The sequence below is a fragment of the Amycolatopsis sp. cmx-11-51 genome (assembly GCF_047608665.1).
In the GTDB taxonomy this organism is placed as follows: domain Bacteria; phylum Actinomycetota; class Actinomycetes; order Mycobacteriales; family Pseudonocardiaceae; genus Amycolatopsis.
This window is the reverse complement of sequence record NZ_JADNQO010000006.1, coordinates 320,948-346,295: the sequence shown is the minus strand read 5'-3', so window position 1 is coordinate 346,295 and position 25,348 is coordinate 320,948. Positions and strand designations below refer to the sequence as shown.

Here is a 25,348-nt window from a genome sequence, read left to right as displayed (position 1 = left end):
ATGACCCAGCCGCCGATGCCGTTGAACCAGCCGCAGCAACAGCAGCTCGTCTGGCAGATCGGCCATGCCCTCGCGACCCCGCTCCCACCCGGCTGGCGGCAGCTGCGCGTCGAGTACCGGGCGGCGGGCAGGCACGTCGAGATCGACTTGCTCGTCACCGGTCAGGACGGTCTGCCGCGTCCGGTACAACCGAACCCGGAAGCCGTGCAGCTGCTCGGAAACCTGCGTGCGGGGATGTACCAGCCCGGCCGCGGGACCTGGTTGAGCGCGATCCTGGTCTACGGCTCGGCGACGGTGCTCAGCACGGACTTCCTCCCGGATGTCGAGCCGCCGTGGCGACAAGCACCGCCACCGATCGGTTTCCAGGACGAACTCCGGTTCTTCCCGCGGGCCGAGCAGAACATCCCGCGGTGGCTGCGGCAGCGAGCCGGCCTCGAAGCCGCGCCGCCGACCGAACCGTTGGTCGCCACTCCGCCCGCCGAAGCCCCGGAAGCACTGCGCTCGCCACGTGTCCACGACGGCCTCGACGAGTCGGGCCGCCCGGTGGTGAACCGCGAGCCGCTGTCACCCGCCGAGCGGGACCGCGTGCTGGACTACCTCGACGGCGCGCCGGTCGTCCTCGCGTCGCGGACCTATGACGCCGACGCGTTCGAGCCCGACCGGGAACCGTTGGTGCCGTTGAACTTCCGCACGGACGGCCGGTGGTACTGGCCGGGCGCGGTCGCCTACTACCTGCGCGAGCACGACGTGACGCCCGATCCCGAACTGCTCACCCACATCCGGGCGCTGCGGTTCACCCTGCCGGAGGTCGGTGAGCCCGAACGCGAACTCGCGGTCGCCGCCATCACCGGCCAAACGTCCACTTAGGACTCTGTCGCCCTTGCGGGTCGCTTATCCGTGAAGGCCTCCTTGCCTACCTTCAGAGTCAGGGTCCCGGCAAAGTCGCAGAGCTGGGCAGCGCTGCTGTTCGTGATCCGGACTTGACATTTCTGGTGCCTGCAAGGGGCCGAGTGGAGAAGACATGTCCCTGAACCCCAGTTGGTCAAGCTCCGCAACCGGTGTGACCCCGCGACGAACAACCGCCTGACCTGCAAAACTTCGACCTTGCCGGGACCCCGACCTTCAAAGTAGCGAAGGAGGTCTTCACTACTTCGCGGGCCGGTTGTGCCGAGTGGGGATTCAGGTTCTGGCGAAACTGTATTGCCTGCCCACTGGTCTCGATGACCGAACCCTTGACCGGTCACCCTTGGAGAATTCTCCACACTCGAATGCTCCGGAGTGTGCGCGCCTGGGTTCCGGGTGGGACTACCTTGATCAACCCGACCGTTCACTGACCGGATCATGCCACCTGGCGGATACGCCACGTGACAAGTTCACCGTCCGGGTACTCTTGACGGTGGCGGCGAAAGCGACCAGGGAGTGCGCATGACACGGGGGAACATCGGCAGGGTCCGGGCGACCCGTTCCGCCGGGATGCTCCCGGTCGTGCTGGCCCTCACTTCGGCCGCGCTGCTGACCGGCGCCGCCGTCTACACGGTCGATCGCGCCGGATGCGTGGACCCGGGCCAGTACATCCGGCACGACAACCACATCGAACTCGTCGGCGGCTGCGTCGACGGCTCCGAACTGCCCGCCGCGCCGCAGGGAACCTCGCACGAGGCGGACGCGAAGAGCGGCGTCACACCCAGCAACTTCCGACCGTGACCGGGCGGTTCTTCCCACCACACCGCGCTGACCAGTACGAAGAGAGCAAAGGACCTTTGCTCTCACTTAGTTAGCATGGCTACGCTAACGGTAGCAAAGGTCCCTTGCTCCCCCTCTGGGCTCGGCGGCGGTCAGCCCAGGGCTGTGGCCAGATCGTTGACCAGGTCGCTGCCGTCCTCGATGCCGACGGACAGGCGCAGCAGGTTGTCCGGCACCTCCAGGGTGGACCCGGCGGTGCTCGCGTGGGTCATCCGGCCCGGGTGCTCGATGAGCGATTCGATCCCGCCCAGCGACTCGGCGAGGATGAACAGCTTCGTCTTCGACGCGACGCCCAACGCGGCCTGTTCACCGTCGACGTGGGTGAACGAGATCATCCCGCCGAACCGCCGCATCTGCTTCGACGCGATCTCGTGGCCGGGGTGCTCCGGCAGGCCCGGGTAGTAGACGCGCTCGACCTTCGGGTGCTTCAGCAGCATCCGGGCGATCAGTTCGGCGTTGTCGCTGTGCTGTTCCATCCGCAGCGCGAGCGTCTTGATTCCGCGCAGGGTCAGCCACGCGTCGAACGGGCCGGGCACCGCGCCCGCCGCGTTGCGCAGGTAGAACAGCTGCTCGCGCAGTTCGTCCTCGTTGGTCAGGATCGCGCCGCCGACGACGTCGGAGTGCCCGCCGAGGTACTTGGTCGTCGAGTGCAGGACGACGTCGGCACCCAGCGAAAGCGGGTTCTGCAGGTACGGGGTGGCGAAGGTGTTGTCGACGACCAGGCGGGCGCTGGCGCCGTGGGCGACCTCGGCCAACGCGGCGATGTCGGCGATCCCCAGCATCGGGTTGGTCGGCGACTCGCACCAGATCAGCTTCGTCTCCGGCCGGATCGCCGCGCGGACCTCGGCGATGTTCCCCAGGTCGGCGACGGTGTGTTCGACGCCCCACAGGCTGAGCACCTTGTCGATCAGCCGGAACGTGCCGCCGTACGCGTCGTTGCCGAGCACGAGGTGGTCACCGGGGCGCAGGGTCGCCCGTAGCAGGACGTCGCTGGCCGCCATTCCCGACGAGTAGGCGAGGCCGTGCCGGGCGCCTTCGAGCGCCGCGAGCGCGAGCTCCAACGCGGTGCGCGTGGGGTTCGCGGTACGGGAGTACTCGTAGTCGCCTTCGCGCGTGCCGCCGACGCCGTCCTGCGCATAGGTCGAGGTCTGGTAGATCGGCACGATGACCGCGCCGGTCCGGGGATCAGGCGTCTGCCCGGCGTGGATCGCGCGCGTCTCGAAGCCCAGTAGAGAGTAGTCGTCGGCCATACCGTCCAGGGTACGACCACTCCCTCGGGATCCCATCGTCTGGGAGCGAACTCACCACTGTCCGGGTGGCTGGCCCTGCTGCGGTCCGGGAGCGGGCGGGTATCCGGGCCGCGCGGGCGGATATCCGAAGTTCTGCGGCGGCATGGCCATCGCCGGCTGCTTCTCGGCCGCCAACCAGCGCGCGGTCGGCGGGATCAGCGTCAGCACGAGGGTTGCGATCGCCGGGAGCAGGTCCACGATGAGGAGCACGCCGACGCCGAACCGCAGGGTCACGCCGCTGTACGAGAAAGAGAAATCCGTGCCGATCGCCCGGAGCACGAAGGTCAGGGCCACGAACCCAAGCGTGGACCCGGCTCCGATCACGGCGAGCACTCGCCCGGCGCCTTTGCGCAGGAGCAGCAGGATTCCGCCGCTCAAGAGCAACGCCGCGGTGAGGAAGTCGAGCACCGCGCCGACCAGGAGGAACGAAACGACGACATGGGAGAGCTCGATGAGGTGGAACGCGAGGCCGGCGAGGAACCACAAGCCACCGAGTATCGCGAGGACCCCGGCGATGATCCCGGTGGCACCGCTAGGTTGCCGCGCCATTCCCGGTGGCGGGTAGGCACCAGGCGGTGGATAGCCACCCTGCGGCGGGAACCGCTGGTACGTCATCGCTCCCCCTGTCGAGATGTTCGCTTCATCCTGCCAGCCCGGCTACCAGCCGGGAAGCCGCTCCTGCTTCGACGGCTGCCGCGCAGTAGAGCGAGGACGGCCGCGCTGATCGCGGTCGCCGAAGATTGGTCTCGAGTCACCAGCCGCCTTGGCGGGGCACCTGGTTCCGTGGCCGGTACGGCTGCGCCGGGGAAGGCCGCCAGCGCAGATATTTCAGCGTCGGCGGGATGATCGCGAAGATCAGCGTGAGCGGGACGACCGCGAACATGACCACCCGCGCGATGGCGACGAACGTCTTGAACTCGAACTGCAGGCGGAAGTACTGGCTGTAGGTCCCGTTGAACGCCAACGGTTCCATCAGGACGGCGGTGATCACCATCAGGGAACCGAGCACCAGCAGGACGGCGCCGGCGACCGAGCGGAAGAACGCCGACAGCGCGCCGATCAGCAGGAGCAGCGCGGCCAGCAGGTACAGCCCCAGCACGGTGAGCACGAGACCGGGGAGATCGCCGAGGCTGAATCCGGACGGCAGCCTGAGGAAGAAGTAGACCGGGATGTACCCGGCGGCCCCCGCGGCGACGAGCCCGGACAACGCCGCGATGATCGCCGTCGCCCCGGTCGGCCTCGTCTGCGGTGCGGGGTATCCGAAACCGGCCGGTCCTGGCTGCGAGGGATATCCGTACGGTCCGGTCACGTCGCCCCCATCAGCCGGGTGTCGGTTAACGGCGCTCACCCTAGCCCGATGGCCCTGGTCGTGACGGAGATTCGGCGGACACCGGCGAAAACAGAACGCCCCCAGCCGACCGGCTGGGGGCGTTCCGAGCGAAACCGTTCAGCGGAGGCGAATCACCACTGCTGCGGCGGCTGGCCGGGCTGTTGACCCGGCTGGCCGAAACCACCGTTCGGCGGCCCCTGCTGACCGGGCTGCTGCCCGAAACCACCGTGCTGCGGGGGCTGGCCGTAGCCACCCTGCGGCGGCTGACCCGGCTGGGGGAAACCACCGCTGGGCGGACCGGGCTGGCCGGGCTGCTGCCCGAAACCACCGGGCTGACCCTGCTGCGGGAATCCGCCCGCAGCCGGCCCCTGCTGACCGGGCTGACCGTAGGGGCCCGGCTGCGGCTGACCGTACGGACCCGGCTGACCCGGTTGACCCGGCTGGCCGAAGCCACCCTGCGGCGGGCCGCCGAAACCACCGGGCTGGCCGCCTTGCTGGGCACCGAGCACCGAGCCGCCGCCACCGAGACCGACGAACTGCGCGGTCGGCGGGATCAGGCCCAGTACCCCGACGATCAGGATCAGGATACCGAAGATCAGGTGCGGCAGGCCGATACCGATGCTGACCTCTCGCGGGATCCCTTCACCCGACGCGGTCGTGGCGCCGAGGAGCAGGATGCCGAAGAGGAGCAGCAGCGCGCCGCCCGCGGTGACCGCGATCGGCACGATCTTCTTGAGCGAGGCCGGGAGCTTGCTCGCCAGCGCGAGACCGGCACCGGCCGCCGTCGCGATGATCGAGGCGACCAGCAGCAAGATCACGTAGAGCCAGACGGTGCCGGGCGACGCCAGGCCGAACTGGTCGAGAAGCTTGTCGACAGCCTCCTGACCGATCTTGGCGGATTGGCTGTCGACCCCTTCGGAGAACTCGCTCGCGTCGCCGAAGTACACGAAGCTGAAGACCAGCGCGAGAAGTCCGAGAAGGCCGACGAGACCACCGGCGATGAACCCGAACAACGGGTTCCCGCCGCCGCCACCGGCGGGAGCGGGGCTGTAGCCCTGCGGCGGCCCGCCGAAACCGGGCTGCTGGCCGAAACCGCCCTGCGGCGGTCCGCCGAAGCCCTGCTGCGGCTGGCCGTAACCGGGCTGCTGCTGACCCTGCGACGGGTCGAACCCACCCTGCGGGGACCCGCCGAAGCCCTGCTGCTGACCGAAACCGCCACCCTGGGCGCCGTAGGCACCGGCGGCCGGGTTGTCGGCCGCGCTCGGCGGCGGGGCGTACGGGATGGCGGGCGGCTGCGAACCCGGCGGCACGAGCTGGGTGGACTCGCTGGCGGGGGTCTCCCCGCCAGAGTTCACCGGCTGCACTACCTGGGTCGCGTTCGCGTCGCCGGAACCCGGCTGCACGACCTGTGTGGGCTCCGGCGTGTCGCCGAACCCGCCGCTTTGGGGCTGCTCATACGAGGGCTGCCCGTACTGCGCTTGCCCGTAATCGGGCTGAGCGGGCGGGCCGGGCTGCACCACCTGGGTCGGTTCCGGGGAACCGAACGGGTTGTCTTGCTGCGGCTGGGGGCCACTCGGGGGTCCCTGCGGTGGCTGGGCGCCACCCCAAGGCTGATCCGGTGGCTGCGGAGCGCTCATTTGGGTCTTGAACCCCCTTGACGAGGACATAGAAGTTCAACTCACCCAATACGCTATCGGATAGCCGGGTGGGCCGCTCGTAACGCCCCGACCCGACCATCCGATGAAATTTCTCTTTACCGCCCCGCGAGAAACGCGAGCAGGTCGTGCCGGGTGACGACGCCCGCCGGCTTGCCGTCGACCAGCACCAGCGCGCCGTCGGCGCCCGAGAGCGCGTCCATCGCCGAACCCACCTGTTCCCCGGCGCCGATGGTCGGCAGCGGCGGCGACATGTGCTGCTCGAGCCGGTCGGCAAGCTGCGCCTTGCCGGTGAACAGCGCTTCGAGCAGATCGCGTTCGTTGACCGCGCCGACGACCTCGGCCGCCATGACCGGCGGTTCCGCGCTGACCACGGGCATCTGGCTGACGCCGAACTCGGCGAGGATCGCCACCGCTTCGGCGACCGTCTCGTTCGGGTGGCTGTGCACCAGGCTGGGCAGCGAACCGCTCTTCTTCATCAGGACGTCGCGGACGGTCGCGCCGCTCGAGTCCGGCGGCAGGAAGCCGTAGGAGGACATCCAGCTGTCGTTGAAGACCTTGGTGAGGTAGCCGCGGCCGCCGTCGGGCAGGAGCACGACCACGACGTCGTCCGGGCCGAGACCCTCGGCGACCTTGAGCGCGGCGGCGACGGCCATCCCGCACGAGCCACCGACGAGCAGACCCTCTTCGAGCGCGAGACGACGCGTGATGTCGAAGGAGTGCGCGTCCGAGATCGGGACGATCTGGTCGGCGACGCTCCGGTCGTAGGTCTCCGGCCAGAAGTCCTCACCGACGCCCTCGACCAGGTACGGCCGTCCGGACCCGCCGGAGTACACCGAGCCTTCGGGGTCCGCGCCGATGACCTGGACGCGGCCGTCGCTGACCTCTTTCAGGTACTTGCCGGTGCCCGAGATCGTGCCGCCGGTGCCGACGCCCGTGACGAAGTGCGTGATCTTGCCCTCGGTCTGGCGCCAGAGTTCCGGGCCGGTCGAGTGGTAGTGGCTGGCGGGGTTCTCCGGGTTGGCGTACTGGTTCGGTTTCCAGGCGCCCTCGATCTCACGGACGAGGCGATCGGAGACGTTGTAGTAGGAGTCCGGATGCTCCGGCGCCACCGCGGTCGGGCAGACCACGACGCGGGCGCCGTAGGCCTTGAGCACGTTGCGCTTGTCCTCGCTGACCTTGTCCGGGCAGACGAACACGCACTTGTACCCCTTGCGCTGCGCCACCATGGCCAGCCCGACGCCGGTGTTGCCGGACGTCGGCTCGACGATGGTGCCGCCGGGCTTCAGTTCGCCGGAACGCTCCGCGGCTTCGATCATCCGCAGCGCGATGCGGTCCTTGACACTCCCGCCGGGGTTGACGTATTCGACCTTGGCCAGGATGAGTGGTTGCAGCCCCTCGGCCAGTGCGTTCAGCTTGACCAGAGGGGTGTTGCCCACGAGGTCCACGATGTGCTCGACGTAATCCACACTGACAGCCTAAACGCCGCAGGTCGGGATGTGTCCACTCAACTCCGGCGCCGGAGCCGGGGCATCGGAAAGAGTGGCGTGGATCGCGTTCGCCTTTGACCCGCACCGCGCTCCGGTGGAGGATGCGAGGTGAGCAGCCGCTTAGCGCGTGTCTGGATCGAAAACAAGGGAGTGTCGTTCCATGCCCGAAGCCGTCATCGTCTCCACCGCCCGATCCCCGATCGGCCGCGCCGGCAAGGGATCGCTGGTGAGCATCCGCCCGGACGACCTCACCGTGCAGATGGTCCGCGCCGCGCTCGACAAGGTTCCCGAACTCGACCCGACGCAGATCGAAGACCTCATGCTTGGCTGTGGTCTCCCCGGTGGCGAGCAGGGCTTCAACATGGGCCGCGCGGTCGCCGTCGAGCTCGGTTACGACCACTTGCCCGGCTGCACGATCACGCGGTACTGCTCCTCCAGCCTCCAGACCACCCGCATGGCGCTGCACGCGATCAAGGCGGGCGAAGGCGACGTGTTCATCTCCGCGGGCGTCGAGACCGTTTCGCGCTTCGCCAACGGCAGCTCGGACTCCTGGCCGAACACGCACAACCCGCTGTTCGCCGACGCCGAGGCCCGCACCGCGCAGGTGGCCGCCGAAGGTGCCGACAACTGGAGCGACCCGCGCGAGAAAGGTGTCCTCCCGGACGTCTACATCGCGATGGGCCAGACAGCCGAGAACCTCGCGCGCCTGAAGAACGTTTCGCGCGAGGAGATGGACGAGTTCGGCGTCCGTTCGCAGAACCTCGCCGAGAAGGCCATCGCGGACGGCTTCTGGGCCAAGGACATCACCCCGGTGACCCTGCCGGACGGCACCGTGGTCTCGAAGGACGACGGCCCGCGCGCCGGCGTCACCCTCGAAGGCGTCTCCGGTCTCAAGCCGGTCTTCCGCCCCGACGGCCGGATCACCGCAGGCAACTGCTGCGCGCTCAACGACGGCGCCGCCGCGGTGATCATCATGTCGGACACGAAGGCGAAGGAGCTCGGCCTCACACCGCTCGCCCGCGTCGTCTCGACAGGTGTTTCGGGGCTGTCGCCGGAGATCATGGGCTACGGCCCGGTCGAGGCGTCGAAGCGCGCGCTCGCCCGTGCCGGGATGTCGGTCGGCGACATCGACCTCGTCGAGATCAACGAGGCGTTCGCCGCGCAGGTCATCCCGTCGTACCAGGACCTCGGGATCGACCTCGACAAGCTGAACGTCAACGGCGGCGCGATCGCCGTCGGCCACCCGTTCGGCATGACCGGCGCGCGGATCACCTCGACGCTGATCAACTCGCTTCAGCACCACGACAAGCAGTTCGGCCTCGAGACGATGTGCGTCGGCGGCGGCCAGGGCATGGCGATGGTGCTGGAGCGCCTGTCCTAGTCCCTGCAGGCCCGATGCCGCAGCGAGGACCCCGGCCTTCCTGTGACGCGAAGGGGACCTTCCCCACATGTCATGCGGGGAAAGTCCCCTTCCCACACCCAGAACACCGCGGATCCGCGAGCCCCGACATGTCGAGGCATCACGTACGAATCTCCGACGCAGGACTAACACGGGTTTGACCTGCCAACTTTCCCCGTACGCGGACCGAAAGGGCAAGCCCGCGTACGGAGTGTGGCGCAGAGTGATCAGCAGACGCTGTCCGTCGGGACCGGGTTGCCGAGCCCGAAAAGCGGCCGCAGTTTGAGCCCGATCCACGTGCCGCCGAGCGCGAACACACCCCACAGCCAGCCGTGCAGGCTGCCGACCGAGATTCCGCCGAGGTAGGCGCCGATGTTGCAGCCACCCGCCATCCGCGCCCCGACACCCATCAGGATCCCGCCGAGCACCGCGGCGACGGCGGTCCGCCACGGGATCGAGCTGTGGATCTTCCAAGCGCCCGCGGCCGCGGCGGCGACTCCCGCGCCGATCATGATTCCGATGTCGGTGAGGCTGTTCTTGTCCTTCCAGATCGGCGCCGCCAGCGAAGCCGCGTTCGCCTTGAGCCGCCAGAATTCCCACGTCTCAGGGTGGAGACCGAACACCTGCAGGATCTTGGCGCCCCACAGGCTGAACGCGCTCGTGACGCCCCAGATCCCGCCGGACACCAGGAAGACCGCGCCCGCCAGTACCCCGAGGACGACGGCGCCGACGAGGATCGGCCACGAACCGCGGAAGATCCGGGCGAACCCGTGCGCGGTCGGGACGACGTCGACCGGCGGCGGGTTGCGGCGCTTCTGCACGAACCGGGTGCCGAACACGATCGCGGCGAGGACGGCGACCGTGATCGCCCACGAACCGAACCAGCCGACGTGGTCCGCGAGCAGGATCCCCTTGAACTCGGGCCAGCCCGACAGCAGCGGATACGCCCACGTGTAGAGGACCGAACCGGTGATGAACCCGCCGAGGGTCAGCACGATCGTCGACTGCCCGGAACCGACCGCGAACAACGTTCCCGACGCGCACGCGCCGCCCAGCTGCATGCCGATGGCGAAGATCGTCGCACCCGCGAACAGCGCGAGCCCCAGCCCGCCCGCGGCCGGGTTCGGCGTGCTGCCGAACAGGCCGGAGCCGGTGCCGACGATCAACGCGATCAGGGTCGCGGCCGTCCCGAGCAGCAGCGTGTGCGCTCGCAGCCCCTGGCCGTTGCCGACCGCGATCAGCTGGCGCCAGGCCGAGGTGAAGCCGAAGCGTGAGTGGAAGAGCGCGAGGCCGAGCAGCAGGCCGAGAATGAGCAGGACGCCGAACTTCGCCCCGTGCGCCGCCCAGACGTACCAGGTCAACCCGACCGCGAGGGCACCCGCGACGGCCAGCGGCACGAACTTGACCGGTTCCTCCGGTCGCGGGATCGGGGCAGCGCAGGAGGTCGGGAAGTCGAGGAGTTTCTTCTCACCGGCTTGGGTTTCTGTCGTCGCCACCAGGGCTCCAGGTCGATCGGCGGGTCGGGGACGAGCAACGTTAGGGCCGGTGACCACCCGGTCGCAGCCCGTCCCACACTGTGCGACGAATGGCTGCTCACCCACGGCCGGATGGCGGCGGTGATAGCAAAGGTCCCTTGCTCCCCCGCTTCGGTCCCGGAGCGCATGAAGGCCTCCTCCCTCGGCTGAACCGAGAGAAGGGGCCTTCACGCGAAACGAGGGCTACTTGTCGCCCTTGATGACGCACATCGTGGTCGGCGGGGTCGAGTAGCTGATGACGTTGGTGGCTTCGGTGCCTTCGCACACCGCCTTGTCCATCTGTCCCTCGACGATCTTCAGGAACTCGACCTCCTTGGCCGGGTCCGAACACGGCACCTTCTTGTAGCCCGTGGTCCCGGCACCGAAGTTGGCCAGGCAGTCACCCTGCTTGACGTTGACCATCAGGCAGAGCTTGTACGAGATACGGCCGGTCTGCGAGTACTCGTCGTACCCGCCTTCCGGGCAGGACTCGTTGTCGCCCACCTTCGCCGCGACCTTGACGTTGGCGTCGGCGGTCCCGCAGTCGGCCTGCTTCGGGTCGGCCTTACTGGTGAATTCGGTGACCGCGAGGCAGTCACCGACTTTGGCACCGTCGGTGCCGGTGAAGTAGTTGATCGCGTACCCGCCGGCGACGAGTACGACGATCACGATCGGAAGGGCGATCTTCAGCCACGCGAGCTTGGACCGTTTGGGCGCCGCCGGCTGAACGCCGGGAGGCGGACCGAAAGCGTCGGGCTGTCCCACCGGCGTTTGGCCCCCAGGGGCCGGCTGGGAAGTGGTCACCGAGAAACCTCACAGTTGTGAAGAGGAATGAGAACCTCGCTATCAAACACTCACCGTGAGTAACACCACCTATCGGGGCCCCATACGAGTGAAAGTTCCTGGTTGAGGTCCCTATTTACCGGCTTTGACGCAGACCGTCGAGGGCGGCGTCGAGTAGCTCTTGAGATCGGTCGCCCCGGTCTCATCGCAAGCCGTATCGCCCGAAGTGCCGTCGATGACCTTCACAACCTCCGCGTCCTTCGTGGGATCCGAGCACTCCACCTTCTGATACGCCACGCTGTCGGCCAAGAAGTTCTCGAAGCAGTCACCCTGCCTGGCGTTGATCATCATGCAGAGCTTGGACGAGGAGAACGTCCGGTCGACGGTCAGCTGGTCGTACTCGCCCTGAGGGCAGGCATCGCCGCTTCCGGCCTTCGCGCCGAGCTTCGTGTTGGCCTCGTTCGAACCGCAGTCCGCCTTCGCCGGTTCGGCATCGACGTCGCCGAAAGTGGTGACCGCGTAGCAGTCGCCCACCACGGTGCCGTCCGCGCTGGAGAGATACCCGGTGACCCAGGTCGCCGCGCTGATCACCACGATCGCGACCGGCACCAGGATGCCCACCCAGAACCACATCGAACGTTTGCGCTCGGTCATGTCAGCAGAGTATTCACCGACACGGAAAAGGGCGCCCCGATCGCTCGGAGCGCCCTTTCGCGGTGAACCTGGATCAGTCGCTGTGGAAGTACGACAGCAACCGCAGGATCTCAAGGTACAGCCAGACGAGCGTGGTCATCAGGCCGAAGGCGACGTACCAGGACCACTTCGACGGCGTGCCTTCGCGGATCATCCGGTCGGCCTGGTCGAAGTCGAGCAGGAAGCTGAACGCCGCGACACCGATCACCACGAGGCTGAAGATGATCGCGATCGGACCACCGTCACGCAGCGGGTTGAAATTGAAGAAAAGGCTGGTGACGAGGTTGACCAGCATCATGATCGCGACACCGACCACGGCGCCGATGATCCACTTCGTCAACTTCGGGGTGACCTTGACGGCACCCGTCTTGTAGACGACCAGCATCGCGATAAAGACACCGGCGGTGCCGACGATCGCCTGCAGCGCGATACCGGGGTACAGCGCTTCGAAGAGGCCACTGATCGCACCGAGGAAGACACCTTCGACGGCCGAATACGCCAGCGTGAGCGGGCCACTCGGCATCTTCTTGAAGATGATCACCAGCGAAATCACGAGGCCGACGATCATCGAGCCGACCAGCGCAGCGATCACGGCACCGGGGATGCCGAGGATCTTGCCGGACGCCGACATCGGGATCTGGCTGATCGCCCAGATCGCGGTGAGCACACCGGTCACCAGCGCGGTGCCGAGGCTCAGCGCCGTCTTGATGACGACGTCGTCGACGGTCATCGGACGGTCGTCGGCACCGGCGGAGGTCTGCGGAGGGCCGTAGCCGGGCACGCCCCCCTGGGGTTGGTTGAAGCCTACGTTGGGTCCGTACTCCGCCGCGCCACGCGGCAGGTTCCGGAACGCCGGGTTGCTACTGGATCGCACCTGATCCTCCTGGATCTACTGGCACCTGCATCGGGTTCAACGACCGCGGGGGCCGCCCGGTTCCCGTCGAAGTAAAGACGACTTTACTCACATTCGACACGGGGCCCATCCCCCACACCGTATGCGGCGGCGATCACGACCGTTCACCGATACCCCACCTGATGACCTCTTGCCAAAACCGCTGATCACAGGCCACCCTGCACGATGCGTGTTCGGATAATCACCGAAGGCGTGTCGGGGAACCTATCGATCGTGTGACCTGCATCGACGTAAAGGCGCCGGGGCAGGGCACGGCCAAAGGAGTCAACACACCATGGGGTGGACAACACGCCCGAGCGTGCGTTCGCGCGCCTTGACCAGCCTGATCGCGACGTGCCTGCTGGGCGCGCTGTCCACCACCGTCGCGGCGACACCGGCCTCTGCCGACCCGAAACAGGGCGTCGGCCACGCCGTCACACCCGGCCAGCCGTTCGGCGGCCATGACCAGGCCAGCGATTGGCTCGGCTCCTACGTCGTCAACGGCAAGCACGTGTTCTGCGTGAGCTTCCAGCAGAAGGCGCCGGACACGAACGAGGAGTACAAGCCCGGCGACGAACTGCTCGACAAGTGGGGACAGAAGCTGCCGGAGGACATCGCGGCCAACATCTCCTATCTGCTCCTCCGCTACGGCGGCACGCAGGACAACGCCGAAGCCGCCGCGCTCGCTCACCTGCTCCATTCCTGGACGGCCAAGCCGCGGTCCGACGCCGACACCAACCCGGAACTGCCTTCCAACAAGATCGGCTACAAGATCCAGGACCATCTCGACAAGCTGAAGGCGCAGCACCCTGCCGCCGCCACGGCCGTCGTGAAGCTGACCAAGGACGCTGAGGCCAACCGCGGGCCGTGGACCACCGCGATCGCGCCGCCGAAGGAAGACCAGCACATCGGCACCGCGGGCGAGTGGACGATCAGCGTCAAGAACGCCAAGGGCAAGGGCATCTCCGGGGTGCCGGTAAAGCTCACACCGTCGAACGCGACCGTCGAAGGCGGCGAGACCACCAAACCCGCGTCGACCTCGACCGCCAAGGCCGAGAAGGCCGCCACGGTGAAGACGGGCGAGGACGGCACCCTCACGGTCAAGGTGACACCGACCGGTGACCAGCCGAAGCTGGCCAGCACGCTGTCCGCCCCCGCGGACCGGCCGTACGTGCAGTTCCCGGTCGACACCGGTGTGCAGAAGGTCGTCTCGACCGGTGGCGAGAAGGAACTGAAGGCCCAGGGTGTCGCGGTCGTCTCGAAGCCGGGCAAGGTCCAGGTGACCAAGGTCGACACGAAGACCGAGAAGGGCATCGCGGGCGCCGCGCTGCGGATCACCGCCAAGGACAAGACCACCGCGGCCGTCGGCCACGACGGCAAGCCGCTCAACGGAGCCGACGGCAAGCCCGCCGTCGTCACCACCGAGGGCGAGACCGGGACGGTCACGGTGGAGAACCTGCGGACCCCGCAGGAGATCTGCGTGGTCGAGGTCAGCGCACCGCCGGGCTACACCAACGCGTTCGACCCGAAGAATCCGCCGTCCGCCTGCGGCGAGGTCAAACCGGGTGAGACGCTGGCGCTCAAGGTCGCCAACACGCCCAACGAGGTACCGCGCACCATTCCCGCCGGCGACCAGCCGGTGGCGATGATGCAGGGCACCGTCGAGAACTCGGCGTCGACCGCCGGGATCCTCGGCGTCGGCGCGCTCGCGCTGCTCGGTTCGCTGATGGTATGCATGGCCGCGCGGCGGTCTTCGCGACGCTAAGAGGGTTCAGGAATGTCTGTACGACGCGGGTTCGCGCTGGGAGCCGTCACGGTCCTGTGCGCGGACCTCGTCGCGGCCTTGATCGTCTGGCCGCCGACGACCGTGGTGACGGGGACGGCACAGCCCGCCTCCGTCTCCGTCGCGGGCGGTGCCCCGGCGGCGCCCGCGCAACAAGAAGTCCCGCCTCCGCCGGAGATCGTCCCCACGACGCCGCCTCCCGCGCCGCCGCCGTCGTCGTCGAAGGAACCCGAAGCCCCGAAGCCGCAGGGCCCCGGAACGATCCGGTTGCCCGCGGGCGGCGCGGCGAAGCTGATCCGCAAGGAACTCGGGCCGGGCGCGGAGCTGCCGGTGCCGGAGAATCTCGGCGAGGTGACCTGGTGGGGTGCCGAGCTGAGTTCGGCGACCGGGGCGAGCGTGTTCGCCGGGCACGTGAACTGGAAGGGCGCGACAGGTCCGTTCGCGGAGTTGTGGACCGAGCGGATCGGCGGCGCCGTCACCGTGGTCGACAAGGCGGGTAAGTCTTGGCGATACAAGGTTTCCCAGCTGATCACGTTGAAGAAGAACGAGCTGCCGCAGCGGGCGGACGAGCTGTTCGGCCAGTCCGGTCGACATCGGATCGTCCTCGTCACCTGCGGCGGCCGCTGGGTCGGCGGGGAAACCGGCTACGCCGAGAACCGGGTCGTCATCGCCGACCCGGCCTAGCTACCCGCGAGTAACTTCGCGGGTGCCGTGGTGGTCAGCGCCGTCGTGATGCAGCAGAATGCCGGTGGACGCGGGCGAGCACGGTGAAGGGTGAAGCAGATGGCGACTTTTCTGGTGACCGGGGCGACCGGACTGATCGGGCGCCAGTTCACCCGGTTGCTGCTCACCAGGGAGGACGTCGACAACATCGCGCTCGTCGTCCGCGCTTCTTCGCGGGACAAACTCGCGAAACTCGTGAACGCCTGGCCGCATCCGGAACGCGTCACCCTCGTCACCGGTGATCTCGGCGAGCCGCTGCTCGGGGTCGGCGAAGACGACCGAGAGAAGCTTCGCGGAGTCGATCACGTCGTGCACCTCGCCGCCCTTTACGACCTCACCGCCGACGATGAAGACAGCATCAAGGCCAACGTCGAAGGCACCGCGCAGGTGATCGCGCTCGCCGCCGAGCTGAACGCAGGCCGCCTGCACCACGTGTCCTCGGTCGCCGTCGCCGGAGACCACGAGGGCATGTTCACCGAGGAGATGTTCGACGTCGGCCAGCGGCTCGTCACGCCGTACCACCGCACGAAGTTCGAAGCGGAGCGCCTCGTGCGCGAGCAGCAGGACGTGCCGTGGCGGGTGTACCGGCCCGCGGTCGTGGTCGGGAACTCCGAGACCGGCGAGATGGACAAGATCGACGGCCCGTACTACCTGTTCCCCGCGATCAGCAGGCTGGCCGGGCTGCCTGACCTGCCGATCGTCGGCCCCGACCTCGGCGACACCAACGTCGTCCCGGTCGACTACGTCGCCGAGTCGCTGAACGCCCTGATCACCACGCCGGGCCTGGACGGACGCGCGTTCCACCTGGTCAACCCGGAACCGCAGCCGGTCGTCTCGGTCTACAACGCCTTCGCGAAGGCGGCCGGCGCTCCGACGATCTCCGTGCAGCTCAACGAACGGGTGTCCAAGGGCATCGTCAACCTGGTGAAACTGAGCGAGCACATCCCCGGCTTCACGATCGCGCGCGACGCCGTGATGGAGCGCCTCGGTATCCCGCCGGTGCTGCTGGAGACCATGGCGTTCCCGTCGGTGTTCTCGTCGGCGTCGACGCGCAAGGCGCTCATCGGCTCGGGCGTCGAGGTGCCCCGGATCGAGGACTACGCGCCCACGCTGTGGCGCTACTGGCGTGAACACCTGGACCCGTTCCGCGCCCGCAAGCACGGCCCGCGCGGCGAGCTGGACGGACGGCGCGTGATCATCACCGGCGCGTCGTCGGGGATCGGCCGGGCGACCGCGATCAAGGTCGCGGCCGCCGGTGGGGTGCCGCTGCTCGTGGCGCGGCGGCAGCACGAACTCGAAGAGGTCCGGGACGAGATCATCGCCGCCGGCGGTACGGCGTCGGTGTACCCGGCCGACCTCACCGACGAGGAGTCGGTACTCAAGGCCGTCGACGCGATGCTCGCCGATCACGGCCGGATCGACATGCTCGTCAACAACGCAGGCCGGTCGATCCGGCGCTCGATCAAACTGTCGTACGACCGGTTCCACGACTACGAGCGCGCGATGGCGATCAACTATTTCGGTGCGGTCCGGCTGATCCTCGCGGTGCTGCCGCAGATGTCCGAGCGGAAATTCGGGCATATCGTCAACGTCTCGTCGATCGGCGTGCAGGGAATCGCGCCACGCTTTTCGGCGTATGCGGCGTCGAAGGCCGCTTTGGACTATTTCTCCCGGATCGCCGCGACCGAGACCCACGGCGACGGGATCACGTTCACGACCATCCACATGCCACTCGTGCGCACGCCGATGATCCGGCCGACCAAGATCTATGACGCGTTTCCGACGAAATCGCCGGATCAGGCCGCGAACATGGTGATGAAGGCGTTGAAGGAACGTCCGAAGCACATCGGCACGCCTGCCGGGCAGGCCATCGGGCTCGCCTACACGCTCACGCCAGGACTCACGGATGCGGTGGCCTACCAAGGATTCCGCGTGTTCCCGGACTCCGCGGCCGCGGGTGGCGGCGGCGGGCTCAAGATCGGGAAGGGCGAGCAGCATCTGTCCCGAGCCGCGATGACCCTCGCCCGGCTCAGCCGCGGCTTCCATTGGTGACACTGCGCACACGGGTGGCGGCCGTTCAGGTGAGGGACAGCAGCTGAGGGCAGACACACGTCGGTGAATCACCAAGCCTGACAACGGCGACGCCGGGTACGCAGGTACCGTCGTGACCATGGTTCCCGAGCGAGACAACGGCCTGTTGCCCCTGCGGCGCGAGTACACCCAGGCCTGGCACGGCTTCGACCGGAACGAAGTGCGCCAGTATCTGGATCATCTCGAAGCCCAGCTGCATCGCGTGATCACCGACCGCGACGCCGCGATCGCGCAGGCGACGTCGGCCTCGCGCGAACTCGAAACCGTGCGCCACGAGGTGGCGAAGCTCAACGCCAGAGTCGAGGAGCTGAAGAAGCCGCCGGAGCGGCTCGAAGACCTCGACGAGCGGATGCAGCGCACCGTCACGCTCGCGCAGGCGCGCGCGGAAGAGGTCACGAAGCGCGCCGAGGTCGCGGCCGAGAAGCATTGGGCGTCCTCGAGCGAGGCCTCGAAGAAACTCCGTGAGCGCTACACGCGGCTCGTCGCCGAACTGGACAAGCAGGCGGACGCGCTGCACTCCGAGCACGAATCCGCGCTCGCCGAGACGCGGGCCGAGGTCCAGCGACTGACCGTCGAGGCCGCCCAGCGCCGGGAACTGCTGGACAACGAGGCCGAGCGCAAGCGCCGCAAGATCGAGCGCGAGTTCGACCAGACGATCACGGCTCAGCGCACGTCGCACGAAAAGCACATCGCAGACCAGCAGACGGCCAGCAAGAACCAGGCCGAACGCCGGATCGCGGAGGCCACCGCGGAGGCCAAACGCCGCGTCGACGAGGCGACGACCGAGGCCAAGCGCCGACTCGACGAGGCCACCACGACCGCCGCCCAGCGCACGACCGCCGCCCAACGGAAGGTCGAGCGGCTGGCGGAGATTCGCGAGCAGGCCCGCAAGAGCCTGATGCAGGCCGACGAGGTCCTGAAGGGCAGCGAAGCGATGCTCGCGGCCCTGCCCGAGGAGTCGGTGATCCCGCACGCTTCGAAGCTCGTCGGCGGCGACAGCAAGCCCGAGGGGACGAAGCCGGCGGGCAAGCCCGCCGAACCGCCCGCGTCGAAGGCCGCCGCTCCGGCTCCGGCCAAAGCCGCTCCCGCCAAGCCCGCTTCTTCGGCGCCCGCCGCCGCTGCGCCGAAGAACGGACAGAGCGAGCAGAACGGTCCGAAGTCGAACGGGCAGAAGCCGTCGCCCGCCAAAACCGGCTCCTGACCAGCGCGAAGTAGCAGGGGACCTTTGCTATCACTCTCTTTTGGAGAGTGATAGCAAAGGTCCCCTGCTCTCTTTCCAGGGTCAGGAGGCCGTGGTGCGGGGCCAGGGATTGGCCGCTTCGAGCTGGGCGGCGAGGCCGAGGAGGAGCGCTTCCCCGCCGGGGGCGGCGACGAGCTGAACGCAGGCCGGGATCCCCGAGGGGTGCACGCCGACCGGCACCGACATCGCCGGATAGCCCGCGAGATTCCACAGCCCGGCGAACCCCGCGACCCGCAGGGACGGCAGCGCGTTGGCGATCCATCGGCTTTCGTGCCACGTGCGGGCTTTGAGCGGGAGGCTCGCGAGCATGGGCGTGACCAGGACGTCGTGCTCCGCGAAGAACTCCTCGGTGCGCTCCAGCCATCGCTCACGGGTGCTCTCCCGAATCCGAGAAGCCAGGAGGCGGCCGAGACGGACATGCGTACGCGTCCGCGGCTGGAGCGCTCGGAAGTCGAACTCGGCCGCTTGTTCGGCCGGGCCTGCGGCCCAGCGCGCGACGATACCGCCGATGGCTCCGGGGTTGTACCGAGGTGTTCCGGACGCGACGGTGTGCCCAGCCGCGCTGAACAGCTCACCGGCCCGCGCGACCGCTCGGCCGAACGCCCGCGGCAACGGCGCCGTGGCCAGCGGGGCCCGGGTCGACAGGGCGATGCGGGACCGCTTCGGGTCGGCGAGGTCCGCCAGGCCGGGCTGTTCGGCGAGGACCGACATCAGCACGGCCGCGTCGGCCACGGTGGTCGTCATCGGACCGTGCGTGGACAGGCCGAACCAGCCGTTCTCCCCCGGCACGCGGACCACGCCTTTACCCGGTTTGAGACCGACGATCCCGCATATGGCGGACGGAAGCCGGATCGAGCCCAAGCCGTCGGTACCGTGCGCGATGGGCACCAGCCCGGCCGCGACGGCCGCGGCACTACCGCCCGACGAACCGCCCGCGGCGTAGGACGGATTGCGCGGATTGCGCGCCGTCCCGTCCGGATCGTCACTCGACGGCCAGACACACAGCTCCGGCACCCGGGTCAGGCCGATGATCACCGCACCGGCGGCACGTAGCCGCCGCGCTATCTCACCGTCCTTTGTGGACACCGTCGACGAACCCGCACGCGATCCCCAGGAGGCGTACTCGCCCTTGACCGGAGCGACATCCTTGACCGCGATCGGCACTCCCGCCAAGGGCAGGTCGGCCAGGTCCGCGCGTTCGGCGACGGCGGCGGCCTCCGCGAGTGCCTCCTCGGCCCGGACCCGGCGGAACGCACCGACCACCCCGTCCACCGCGGCGATCCTGGCCAGCGCCTCCCGAGTCACCTGGACCGGGTCGAGTTCCTTGGTACGCACAGCCGCCGCGATTTCCACTGCCGTCTTGACCATCCCCGCACTGTAGATCGGGCGGCGAAGATCAGCTGCGCGCCAAACAGGCGAACTTCGCCGAGCCCGGTTCGAACGCCGGGAAATCGGTGCAGCCGTCAAGCCGTGCGCCGTAGTAGACGTCGTGGTCCGCCGGGGCAACCGGGGCGCGAATCGGTCCGGCAGGTCCGGGTTCCGCGGATTCAGCTCTTCTATTCGGCCGGGTTGTGCAGCGGCAAGATCACGGAACTCCTTCCCTGTGTTTCGGGCGACGGCACGCACCTGGTGCTTTCACCGGGGTTGGCCGGCGAACTGGAGATCGCCAAGACTCGGATCCAGAATCAGATCGCCTTGCTCACCACCTTTCTGTCGGTTCCGGAGCGTGTCCTGGCCGCGGCCAACGGGGACCGACACCGCCGAGGTACCGGTTCTTCCCCGGCCCCCGCCTGGCGGCACCGGGGCTTCCATATCTGACCTTCATGGCTCCCGCTGGAAACTCGGGTCGCGACCCATCAACCCGAGCAGCCTGTCCTGCAAGGGCGCGTCGTCGGGCACCTTCACTTCGGGGCCGAAAACGACGATGCCCGGTCCGAAAGCACCCGGGGTCCTCATCTCCTCGGAGATCGCCTGGGCGCCGGGCCACATCCGGGCGACCTCCTCGGGGTCGATCGTGTCGTCCTGGCCGGTGGCACGGGCGAGATCCCAGCCGTGGACCACCAGGTCGGCACTGACGACCTGGTCGATGTGTTGTTCTGCCTTCACCCTCCCCATCGGCGTTTCGTGTTCGGTGGCGGCGAGCACGGGATCGGCGAAGACGGCTTCGACAGCGGCCCGGGCCGCCCGGAATGCGCCGAGCGGGTCCGTCAGGAGCGCCGGCGCCGGTCCGAGTCCTCGTCCGAGGGGACGCAGCATCGCTCCGTGCATGTCGACGATGTGCCCGACGACATCCCTTGCGTTCCACCCTTCGCAGGGGGATCTGTTCTCCCACTGCCCGGCCTCGACGGCGGCGACCTTGCCCTCGAAGGCGTCGGCCCGGACGCGATACCGGTCCGCGATGGCGTTCATCTCGTTCACGCCCCCGCCGGGACGGCCACGACCTCGGCCAGTTCGTCGAACCCTTCACCGACGCCCCGCTCCATTCCGGATTCGAGCACGGCGTCCCGGATCCGCTTCGAGCCGTACCGCAGCACCTGCGTCAGAGTGGTGACGCCGTCGTGTTCGACCAGCGTCAGGGTCACCAGAACCTGACCTTCCGAGGCGTCGCAGTCCTCGTTCGTCTCGAGGGAGACGAGTTTTTCCGGACGACTGATCTCCTGGTAGACGCCCCGCAGGACCATCTCCATCCCGCCGCCGTGGCGCAGCAGGTAGCGCCATCCGCCGCCGACCCGCAGGTCGATCTCGCATTCGACGACCTCGCAGTCGCGCGGGCCGAACCAGCGGCGCACCAGCTCCGGTTTGGTCCACGCGTCGAACACGAGTGCCCTCGACGCGTCGAAGGACCTCGTCATGACGATCTCGAGATCGCCGGCTTTCGCCACGCTGAGAGTGCGTCCCATCGTGCTGTTCCTTTCCGCTCGTGCGGTGGTCAATCGGTCTCGTCCCGGCGTTCCGGATGCCGCAGTTCCTCGTCGAGGACGAGGTCCAGCTGGGAGAAGGCCTCGTCCCAGTGGCGGCGGTAGTCGCCGAGCCATTCGTTCGCGTTCTTCAGCGGCTCGGCCACCAGACGGCAGGGGCGACGCTGGGCATCACGTCCCCGCGCCACCAGCCCCGCCCGCTCCAGCACTTTCAGGTGTTTGGAGATGGCGGGCTGGCTCATCGCGAACGGCTCGGCCAACTCCGTCACAGTGGCCTCGCCGCAGGCGAGCCGCGCGAGGATCGCGCGGCGAGTGGGGTCGGCGAGCGCCGCGAAGGTGTCATCGAGCAGATCTTGGGCCACGGTCGCCCGCCTTTCAGTTCTCACGAGTCCAGTTCTCACGATCGTTCTCTCACGTCCCGGCAGCGAACGGCCGTCAATAACCTTGCGGTTCCATAACCATGTGGTAATCTACGACGGAGCAGATCGAGTTGTCAAGCACGAACAGCGGGTTGACGAGGGAGAACACGGGATGGAGAGGAGGTGGGGCCGAGGCCCGAGCTTCGCGAGCACGAACAAAAGGGCACGCGAGCGCGTATTAAAGGGCAACTGGCGTTACCGTCGGTATCGGCATGGACGACGAACGAAACGAGCTGATGAACTCCGGGCGACCGAAGACGACGAAGCGATGGGCGGCCGTCATCCTGGGAGCGGCGGCCGTTCTGGCCACCAGCGTGCAGTGCGGTACGGCGAGCGAACAGGCCGGATCGGCACAACCGGCGGGGACGGTACCGCCGCGCGGCGACACTGTTTCGAGCCCGTCCAGCATCAGCCCGCCCACTCCCTCGCCGTCACCGAGGGCGGAGCAGGCACCTGCTCGGGGCTGCGAAGCCGTCATCGCCGGGATGAGCCCCCGGCAGCGGCTGGCCCAGCTGATGGTGGTCGGCGTGAACGCCGGCGATCCGCAGGCGGCGGTGAAGCTGGTGCGCGATCAGCAGATCGGCGGGATCTTCCTCGGCGGCAACGAGACGGCCCTGTTGCGGAACCGCGCGCTGGACGAGGTGCAACGGGCCGCGAAGGTCCCGGTGTCGGTGGCGATCGACGAGGAAGGCGGCCGTGTTCAGCGGATCGACGCCCTCGACGGCGATATGCCGAGTGCCCGGAAAATGGCCGCGACCATGACTCCGGCACAGGTGCGGACGAAGGCCGCCGAGCGGGGCAAGCAGATGCGGGCCCGAGGCGTCACCGTCGACTACGCGCCCGACGCCGACATCACGGACCAGCCGGACCGCGACATCGTCGGTGACCGGTCGTTCGGCGCGGACCCCGAAGTCGCGCGTAAATACGTCCTGGCGTTCGCGCAGGGCTTGCGGGACGCCGGGGTGCAACCGGTGCTGAAGCACTTCCCCGGGCACGGGCACGCCACCGGGGACTCTCACAAGGGACTGGTGCGGACGCCGCCGCTGGCCTCGCTGCGGAAGGTCGACCTGGTGCCGTACCGCGACATCGGCGAGTACGGCGAGATCGGCGTCATGGTCGGACATCTGGACGTGCCCGACCTGACCGGCGGCACGCCGTCGACCCTGTCGGCGCCGGCGTACCGGCTGCTGCGGACGGACTACGCGTTCGACGGCCCGGTGATCACGGACGATCTCGGGGCGATGAAGGCGATCACGTCGCAGTACCCGCTGCCGACGGCGGTGCTTAAGGCCTTGCAGGCTGGAGCGGATCAGGCGTTGTGGTCGTCCGGCGGCAACGTCGACACGGTGCTGACCACGGTGGAGAAGGCGCTCGCGTCCGGCGAGCTTCCGGCCGCCCGCGTCGGCGAGGCACTGACTCGGGTACTCGCGGCGAAACAGGCTTGCGGCTGATCGGCCGCGGGTACGGCACGGTGGTCACGCCGACCACTCGGCGGGATGACGTGAACAGCGGTCCGAAAACTCAATGAACACGATGCCGACCAGGCCGGTGCCGGGAGTGACCCTGATCACCACCCCGCCGCCCGATCAAGAAGGATCGCGTGCCTGGCCCCACGAAGTACCTACACCGTCTCGCGCTGACGGCAGCCCGCCGCTGCCGGGGCTGAGCCTGCTGGCCGCACCGGTCGCGTCGGCCGCCCCGACGCCGATCGATCACCCGGTGCCGACCACCGGCTGTCATCGTCCGTCACCGGTGCCAGCCGGGACGACGGCACTGCGGACCTTGACGTCCGGCGGCCTGGTCCGCGAATACACGGTGCACGTTCCCGCGCGGTACCGGCCGTCGCGGCCGACCACGCTGGTGTTGTCGTTCCACGGCCACAAGCGAACGTCGAAGTATCAGGAGGACCTGTCCGGGTTTCCGCGCCTGACGCGATTTCCGTCTACTCGCAAGGCCTTCCGGGCACCGACGGCGAATCGGCCTGGACTGGCGCGCCTTACTCGGCGGCCGCCCACGACGTACTCTTCACCAGCGATCTGCTGAACACGCTTCAGCGGGAACTGTGCGTCGACTCCCGCCGGATCTACGCGACGGGCAAATCGAACGGTGGCGGGTTCGTCGGCTTCCTCGCTTGCCGGATGCCGGGCCGGATCGCGGCGTTCGCCCCGGTCGCCGGCGCGTTCTATCCGCAGGGCGGCGAGTGCGACCCGTCGCGCCCGGCGCCGATTCTCGACTTCCACGGCACCGCCGACACGACGATCCCCTACACCGGGAATCCCGCCAAAGGCCTGCCGGCACTCCCGGACTGGCTCGCCGGGTGGGCGGACCGGAACGGCTGCTTCCCACACCCGATCCAGTACTCACCGAGGACCGACGTCACCGTCCAGCGCTGGCTCGGCTGCTCGCTTCAGCACTACCGGGTCGAAGGCGCCGGGCACGTCTGGCCGAGCACGACACCGAACAACGACTCCGCCACTCCGACCGTCATCAACGCGACGCCGGTCCTCTGGAACTTCTTCCTCGCCCACCGGCTGCGTTGAAAACCGTCGTTTTCCTTGCCGGACCCGTCCACCCGGCGCTACCGTCGAAGTGACCGGATGACCAGATAAGCAAATTCGGTCATGAAGTCAGAGACTGGGAGCGTACGTGGAAGAACGTCCGGACCGCACCGCCGGCCGCGCCGATCGCATCCTCGACGCGGCCGGCGTCCTGCTGACGCGGCTGGGCTATCGCAAGGTGACCATCGAGGACATCGCGAATCAGGCCGGCGTCGGGAAGGGCACGGTCTATCTGCACTGGCGCGCCAAGGAGAACCTCTTTCACGCGTTGCTCCTGCGTGAATCGCTCCGGGCCGCCGAGAGTCTTATCGATCGGTTGGACGAAGACCCGGCGGAAGTCATCCCGCATCGGTTCCAGCGGGCTGTCTTCCTTTACACCCAGCGAAATCCGTTGCTGGGCGCGCTCATCACCGGCAACACCGAACTGCTGGGCCGGTTGGAAAAAAATCCCTTGCAGGATCAGGACACGGTCGTCACCGAGCGGTACCTGAAAACGATGACCGACCGGGGACTGCTGCGCGACGACATCCCGGACCTGCTCTTCACCCTGCGCGCCTCGGCGCTGGGGTTCTACCTGATGGACAGCTTCACCACCGACGGCACCGGCCTCACATCCGAGGAGAAGGCCGACGCTCTCGCGCACATCATCCGGAGGGCGTTCGAGCCGCCGGAGCCGCCGTCCCCGGCGAATGTGGCCGCTACCGCGGCCGAAGTGATCCAAGCGTTCCGGGAGCTGGTCTCGTCCTATCGCGCCTGGATCTACCAGCAGGACGGCATCGAGGAGCCCGTCTGACCCGAGCTCTTCCACCACGAGAAGAAGGGGGCAAG

The 25,348-nt window shown here is 68.2% G+C and carries 22 protein-coding genes and 1 pseudogene; 10 read left to right on the top strand and 13 right to left on the bottom strand.

Going from position 1 to position 25,348, the window contains the following annotated elements; translation table 11 throughout:
- Both ACM6LU_RS23390 and ACM6LU_RS23385 read left to right on the top strand, forming a co-directional pair.
- On the top strand, window positions 1-867 hold the full coding sequence (locus ACM6LU_RS23390) for a ferredoxin (RefSeq protein WP_414939868.1): 867 nt from the start codon (window positions 1-3) through the stop codon (window positions 865-867).
- A 558-nt stretch (window positions 868-1,425) separates the two neighbouring features.
- Window positions 1,426-1,704, top strand: coding sequence for a hypothetical protein (locus ACM6LU_RS23385; protein WP_414939867.1), 279 nt, complete (start codon window positions 1,426-1,428; stop codon window positions 1,702-1,704).
- Between the two features lie 131 nt (window positions 1,705-1,835).
- Here ACM6LU_RS23385 and ACM6LU_RS23380 read toward each other — a convergent pair whose 3' ends face one another.
- From ACM6LU_RS23380 to ACM6LU_RS23360, 5 genes are all read right to left on the bottom strand, one after another.
- The gene (locus ACM6LU_RS23380; protein ID WP_414939866.1) at window positions 1,836-2,993 is read right to left on the bottom strand and encodes a cystathionine gamma-synthase; all 1,158 of its coding nucleotides are present in this window, start codon (window positions 2,991-2,993) and stop codon (window positions 1,836-1,838) included.
- A 51-nt stretch (window positions 2,994-3,044) separates the two neighbouring features.
- Window positions 3,045-3,647 (bottom strand): hypothetical protein, encoded by a 603-nt coding sequence (locus ACM6LU_RS23375; protein WP_414939865.1) that lies wholly within the window; start codon window positions 3,645-3,647, stop codon window positions 3,045-3,047.
- Window positions 3,648-3,783: 136 nt separating this feature from the next.
- Window positions 3,784-4,341 carry a hypothetical protein gene (locus ACM6LU_RS23370; protein WP_414939863.1) on the bottom strand — a complete coding sequence of 186 codons (558 nt, stop codon included), beginning with the start codon at window positions 4,339-4,341 and terminating at the stop codon, window positions 3,784-3,786.
- Between the two features lie 152 nt (window positions 4,342-4,493).
- On the bottom strand, window positions 4,494-5,999 hold the full coding sequence (locus ACM6LU_RS23365; protein WP_414939862.1) for a hypothetical protein: 1,506 nt from the start codon (window positions 5,997-5,999) through the stop codon (window positions 4,494-4,496).
- A gap of 116 nt (window positions 6,000-6,115) precedes the next feature.
- Window positions 6,116-7,486: a cystathionine beta-synthase gene (locus tag ACM6LU_RS23360; protein WP_414939861.1), complete on the bottom strand. Its 1,371-nt coding sequence runs from the start codon at window positions 7,484-7,486 to the stop codon at window positions 6,116-6,118.
- 181 nt (window positions 7,487-7,667) lie between these two features.
- On the opposite strand from ACM6LU_RS23360, the gene ACM6LU_RS23355 reads away from it, so the two are divergent.
- Window positions 7,668-8,888, top strand: coding sequence for an acetyl-CoA C-acetyltransferase (locus ACM6LU_RS23355; protein WP_414939860.1), 1,221 nt, complete (start codon window positions 7,668-7,670; stop codon window positions 8,886-8,888).
- A 245-nt stretch (window positions 8,889-9,133) separates the two neighbouring features.
- Here the strand turns inward: ACM6LU_RS23355 and ACM6LU_RS23350 are convergent, their stop codons facing one another.
- From ACM6LU_RS23350 to ACM6LU_RS23335, 4 genes are all read right to left on the bottom strand, one after another.
- Window positions 9,134-10,402, bottom strand: a complete 1,269-nt coding sequence (locus tag ACM6LU_RS23350) for a YeeE/YedE family protein (protein ID WP_414939859.1) — start codon at window positions 10,400-10,402, stop codon at window positions 9,134-9,136.
- 222 nt (window positions 10,403-10,624) lie between these two features.
- Window positions 10,625-11,224: a hypothetical protein gene (locus ACM6LU_RS23345; protein WP_414939858.1), complete on the bottom strand. Its 600-nt coding sequence runs from the start codon at window positions 11,222-11,224 to the stop codon at window positions 10,625-10,627.
- Window positions 11,225-11,335: 111 nt separating this feature from the next.
- Window positions 11,336-11,857: a hypothetical protein gene (locus ACM6LU_RS23340; RefSeq protein ID WP_414939857.1), complete on the bottom strand. Its 522-nt coding sequence runs from the start codon at window positions 11,855-11,857 to the stop codon at window positions 11,336-11,338.
- Window positions 11,858-11,930: 73 nt separating this feature from the next.
- Entirely contained in the window at window positions 11,931-12,770 is an 840-nt protein-coding gene (locus tag ACM6LU_RS23335) for a Bax inhibitor-1/YccA family membrane protein (protein ID WP_414939856.1), read from the bottom strand.
- Between the two features lie 313 nt (window positions 12,771-13,083).
- On the opposite strand from ACM6LU_RS23335, the gene ACM6LU_RS23330 reads away from it, so the two are divergent.
- The 4 genes from ACM6LU_RS23330 (at window position 13,084) to ACM6LU_RS23315 (ending at window position 18,586) form a co-directional block, all read left to right on the top strand.
- A complete protein-coding gene (locus tag ACM6LU_RS23330; RefSeq protein WP_414939855.1) occupies window positions 13,084-14,553 on the top strand; it encodes a SpaA isopeptide-forming pilin-related protein in 1,470 nt (489 codons plus the stop codon).
- A 12-nt stretch (window positions 14,554-14,565) separates the two neighbouring features.
- Window positions 14,566-15,255 (top strand): class F sortase, encoded by a 690-nt coding sequence (locus ACM6LU_RS23325; protein WP_414939854.1) that lies wholly within the window; start codon window positions 14,566-14,568, stop codon window positions 15,253-15,255.
- A gap of 99 nt (window positions 15,256-15,354) precedes the next feature.
- Entirely contained in the window at window positions 15,355-17,346 is a 1,992-nt protein-coding gene (locus ACM6LU_RS23320) for an SDR family oxidoreductase (RefSeq protein ID WP_414939853.1), read from the top strand.
- A 118-nt stretch (window positions 17,347-17,464) separates the two neighbouring features.
- The gene (locus tag ACM6LU_RS23315; RefSeq protein ID WP_414939852.1) at window positions 17,465-18,586 is read left to right on the top strand and encodes a cell division protein DivIVA; all 1,122 of its coding nucleotides are present in this window, start codon (window positions 17,465-17,467) and stop codon (window positions 18,584-18,586) included.
- 81 nt (window positions 18,587-18,667) lie between these two features.
- Here ACM6LU_RS23315 and ACM6LU_RS23310 read toward each other — a convergent pair whose 3' ends face one another.
- The 4 genes from ACM6LU_RS23310 to ACM6LU_RS23295 form a co-directional block, all read right to left on the bottom strand.
- Window positions 18,668-19,993 carry an amidase gene (locus tag ACM6LU_RS23310; protein ID WP_414939851.1) on the bottom strand — a complete coding sequence of 442 codons (1,326 nt, stop codon included), beginning with the start codon at window positions 19,991-19,993 and terminating at the stop codon, window positions 18,668-18,670.
- A 453-nt stretch (window positions 19,994-20,446) separates the two neighbouring features.
- Window positions 20,447-21,034 (bottom strand): TIGR03086 family metal-binding protein, encoded by a 588-nt coding sequence (locus ACM6LU_RS23305; RefSeq protein WP_414939912.1) that lies wholly within the window; start codon window positions 21,032-21,034, stop codon window positions 20,447-20,449.
- Between the two features lie 5 nt (window positions 21,035-21,039).
- Complete coding sequence (locus ACM6LU_RS23300; protein ID WP_414939850.1) at window positions 21,040-21,525, bottom strand: SRPBCC family protein; 486 nt, start codon at window positions 21,523-21,525, stop codon at window positions 21,040-21,042.
- A gap of 29 nt (window positions 21,526-21,554) precedes the next feature.
- Window positions 21,555-21,905, bottom strand: a complete 351-nt coding sequence (locus ACM6LU_RS23295; RefSeq protein WP_414939849.1) for an ArsR/SmtB family transcription factor — start codon at window positions 21,903-21,905, stop codon at window positions 21,555-21,557.
- Window positions 21,906-22,174: 269 nt separating this feature from the next.
- Here ACM6LU_RS23295 and ACM6LU_RS23290 point away from each other — a divergent pair, with 269 nt between their 5' ends.
- The 3 genes and pseudogenes from ACM6LU_RS23290 (at window position 22,175) to ACM6LU_RS23280 (ending at window position 25,313) form a co-directional block, all read left to right on the top strand.
- Complete coding sequence (locus ACM6LU_RS23290; RefSeq protein ID WP_414939848.1) at window positions 22,175-23,413, top strand: glycoside hydrolase family 3 N-terminal domain-containing protein; 1,239 nt, start codon at window positions 22,175-22,177, stop codon at window positions 23,411-23,413.
- A 149-nt stretch (window positions 23,414-23,562) separates the two neighbouring features.
- Window positions 23,563-24,502: pseudogene (locus ACM6LU_RS23285) on the top strand (alpha/beta hydrolase family esterase).
- Between the two features lie 106 nt (window positions 24,503-24,608).
- The gene (locus ACM6LU_RS23280) at window positions 24,609-25,313 is read left to right on the top strand and encodes a TetR/AcrR family transcriptional regulator (protein ID WP_414939847.1); all 705 of its coding nucleotides are present in this window, start codon (window positions 24,609-24,611) and stop codon (window positions 25,311-25,313) included.
- The last annotated feature ends 35 nt before the right edge of the window (window positions 25,314-25,348 follow it).

What these genes read in the sequence shown, in the direction of transcription:
- ACM6LU_RS23365 (WP_414939862.1), bottom strand. Translation starts at nt 5,999, where the DNA reads ATGAGCGCTCCGCAGCCACCGGATCAGCCTTGGGGTGGCGCCCAGCCA.
- ACM6LU_RS23390 (WP_414939868.1), top strand. Translation starts at nt 1, where the DNA reads ATGACCCAGCCGCCGATGCCGTTGAACCAGCCGCAGCAACAGCAGCTC.
- ACM6LU_RS23340 (WP_414939857.1), bottom strand. Translation starts at nt 11,857, where the DNA reads ATGACCGAGCGCAAACGTTCGATGTGGTTCTGGGTGGGCATCCTGGTG.
- ACM6LU_RS23300 (WP_414939850.1), bottom strand. Translation starts at nt 21,525, where the DNA reads ATGGGACGCACTCTCAGCGTGGCGAAAGCCGGCGATCTCGAGATCGTC.
- ACM6LU_RS23330 (WP_414939855.1), top strand. Translation starts at nt 13,084, where the DNA reads ATGGGGTGGACAACACGCCCGAGCGTGCGTTCGCGCGCCTTGACCAGC.
- ACM6LU_RS23380 (WP_414939866.1), bottom strand. Translation starts at nt 2,993, where the DNA reads ATGGCCGACGACTACTCTCTACTGGGCTTCGAGACGCGCGCGATCCAC.
- ACM6LU_RS23325 (WP_414939854.1), top strand. Translation starts at nt 14,566, where the DNA reads ATGTCTGTACGACGCGGGTTCGCGCTGGGAGCCGTCACGGTCCTGTGC.
- ACM6LU_RS23355 (WP_414939860.1), top strand. Translation starts at nt 7,668, where the DNA reads ATGCCCGAAGCCGTCATCGTCTCCACCGCCCGATCCCCGATCGGCCGC.
- ACM6LU_RS23385 (WP_414939867.1), top strand. Translation starts at nt 1,426, where the DNA reads ATGACACGGGGGAACATCGGCAGGGTCCGGGCGACCCGTTCCGCCGGG.
- ACM6LU_RS23290 (WP_414939848.1), top strand. Translation starts at nt 22,175, where the DNA reads ATGGACGACGAACGAAACGAGCTGATGAACTCCGGGCGACCGAAGACG.
- ACM6LU_RS23315 (WP_414939852.1), top strand. Translation starts at nt 17,465, where the DNA reads ATGGTTCCCGAGCGAGACAACGGCCTGTTGCCCCTGCGGCGCGAGTAC.
- ACM6LU_RS23320 (WP_414939853.1), top strand. Translation starts at nt 15,355, where the DNA reads ATGGCGACTTTTCTGGTGACCGGGGCGACCGGACTGATCGGGCGCCAG.
- ACM6LU_RS23310 (WP_414939851.1), bottom strand. Translation starts at nt 19,993, where the DNA reads ATGGTCAAGACGGCAGTGGAAATCGCGGCGGCTGTGCGTACCAAGGAA.
- ACM6LU_RS23305 (WP_414939912.1), bottom strand. Translation starts at nt 21,034, where the DNA reads ATGAACGCCATCGCGGACCGGTATCGCGTCCGGGCCGACGCCTTCGAG.
- ACM6LU_RS23375 (WP_414939865.1), bottom strand. Translation starts at nt 3,647, where the DNA reads ATGACGTACCAGCGGTTCCCGCCGCAGGGTGGCTATCCACCGCCTGGT.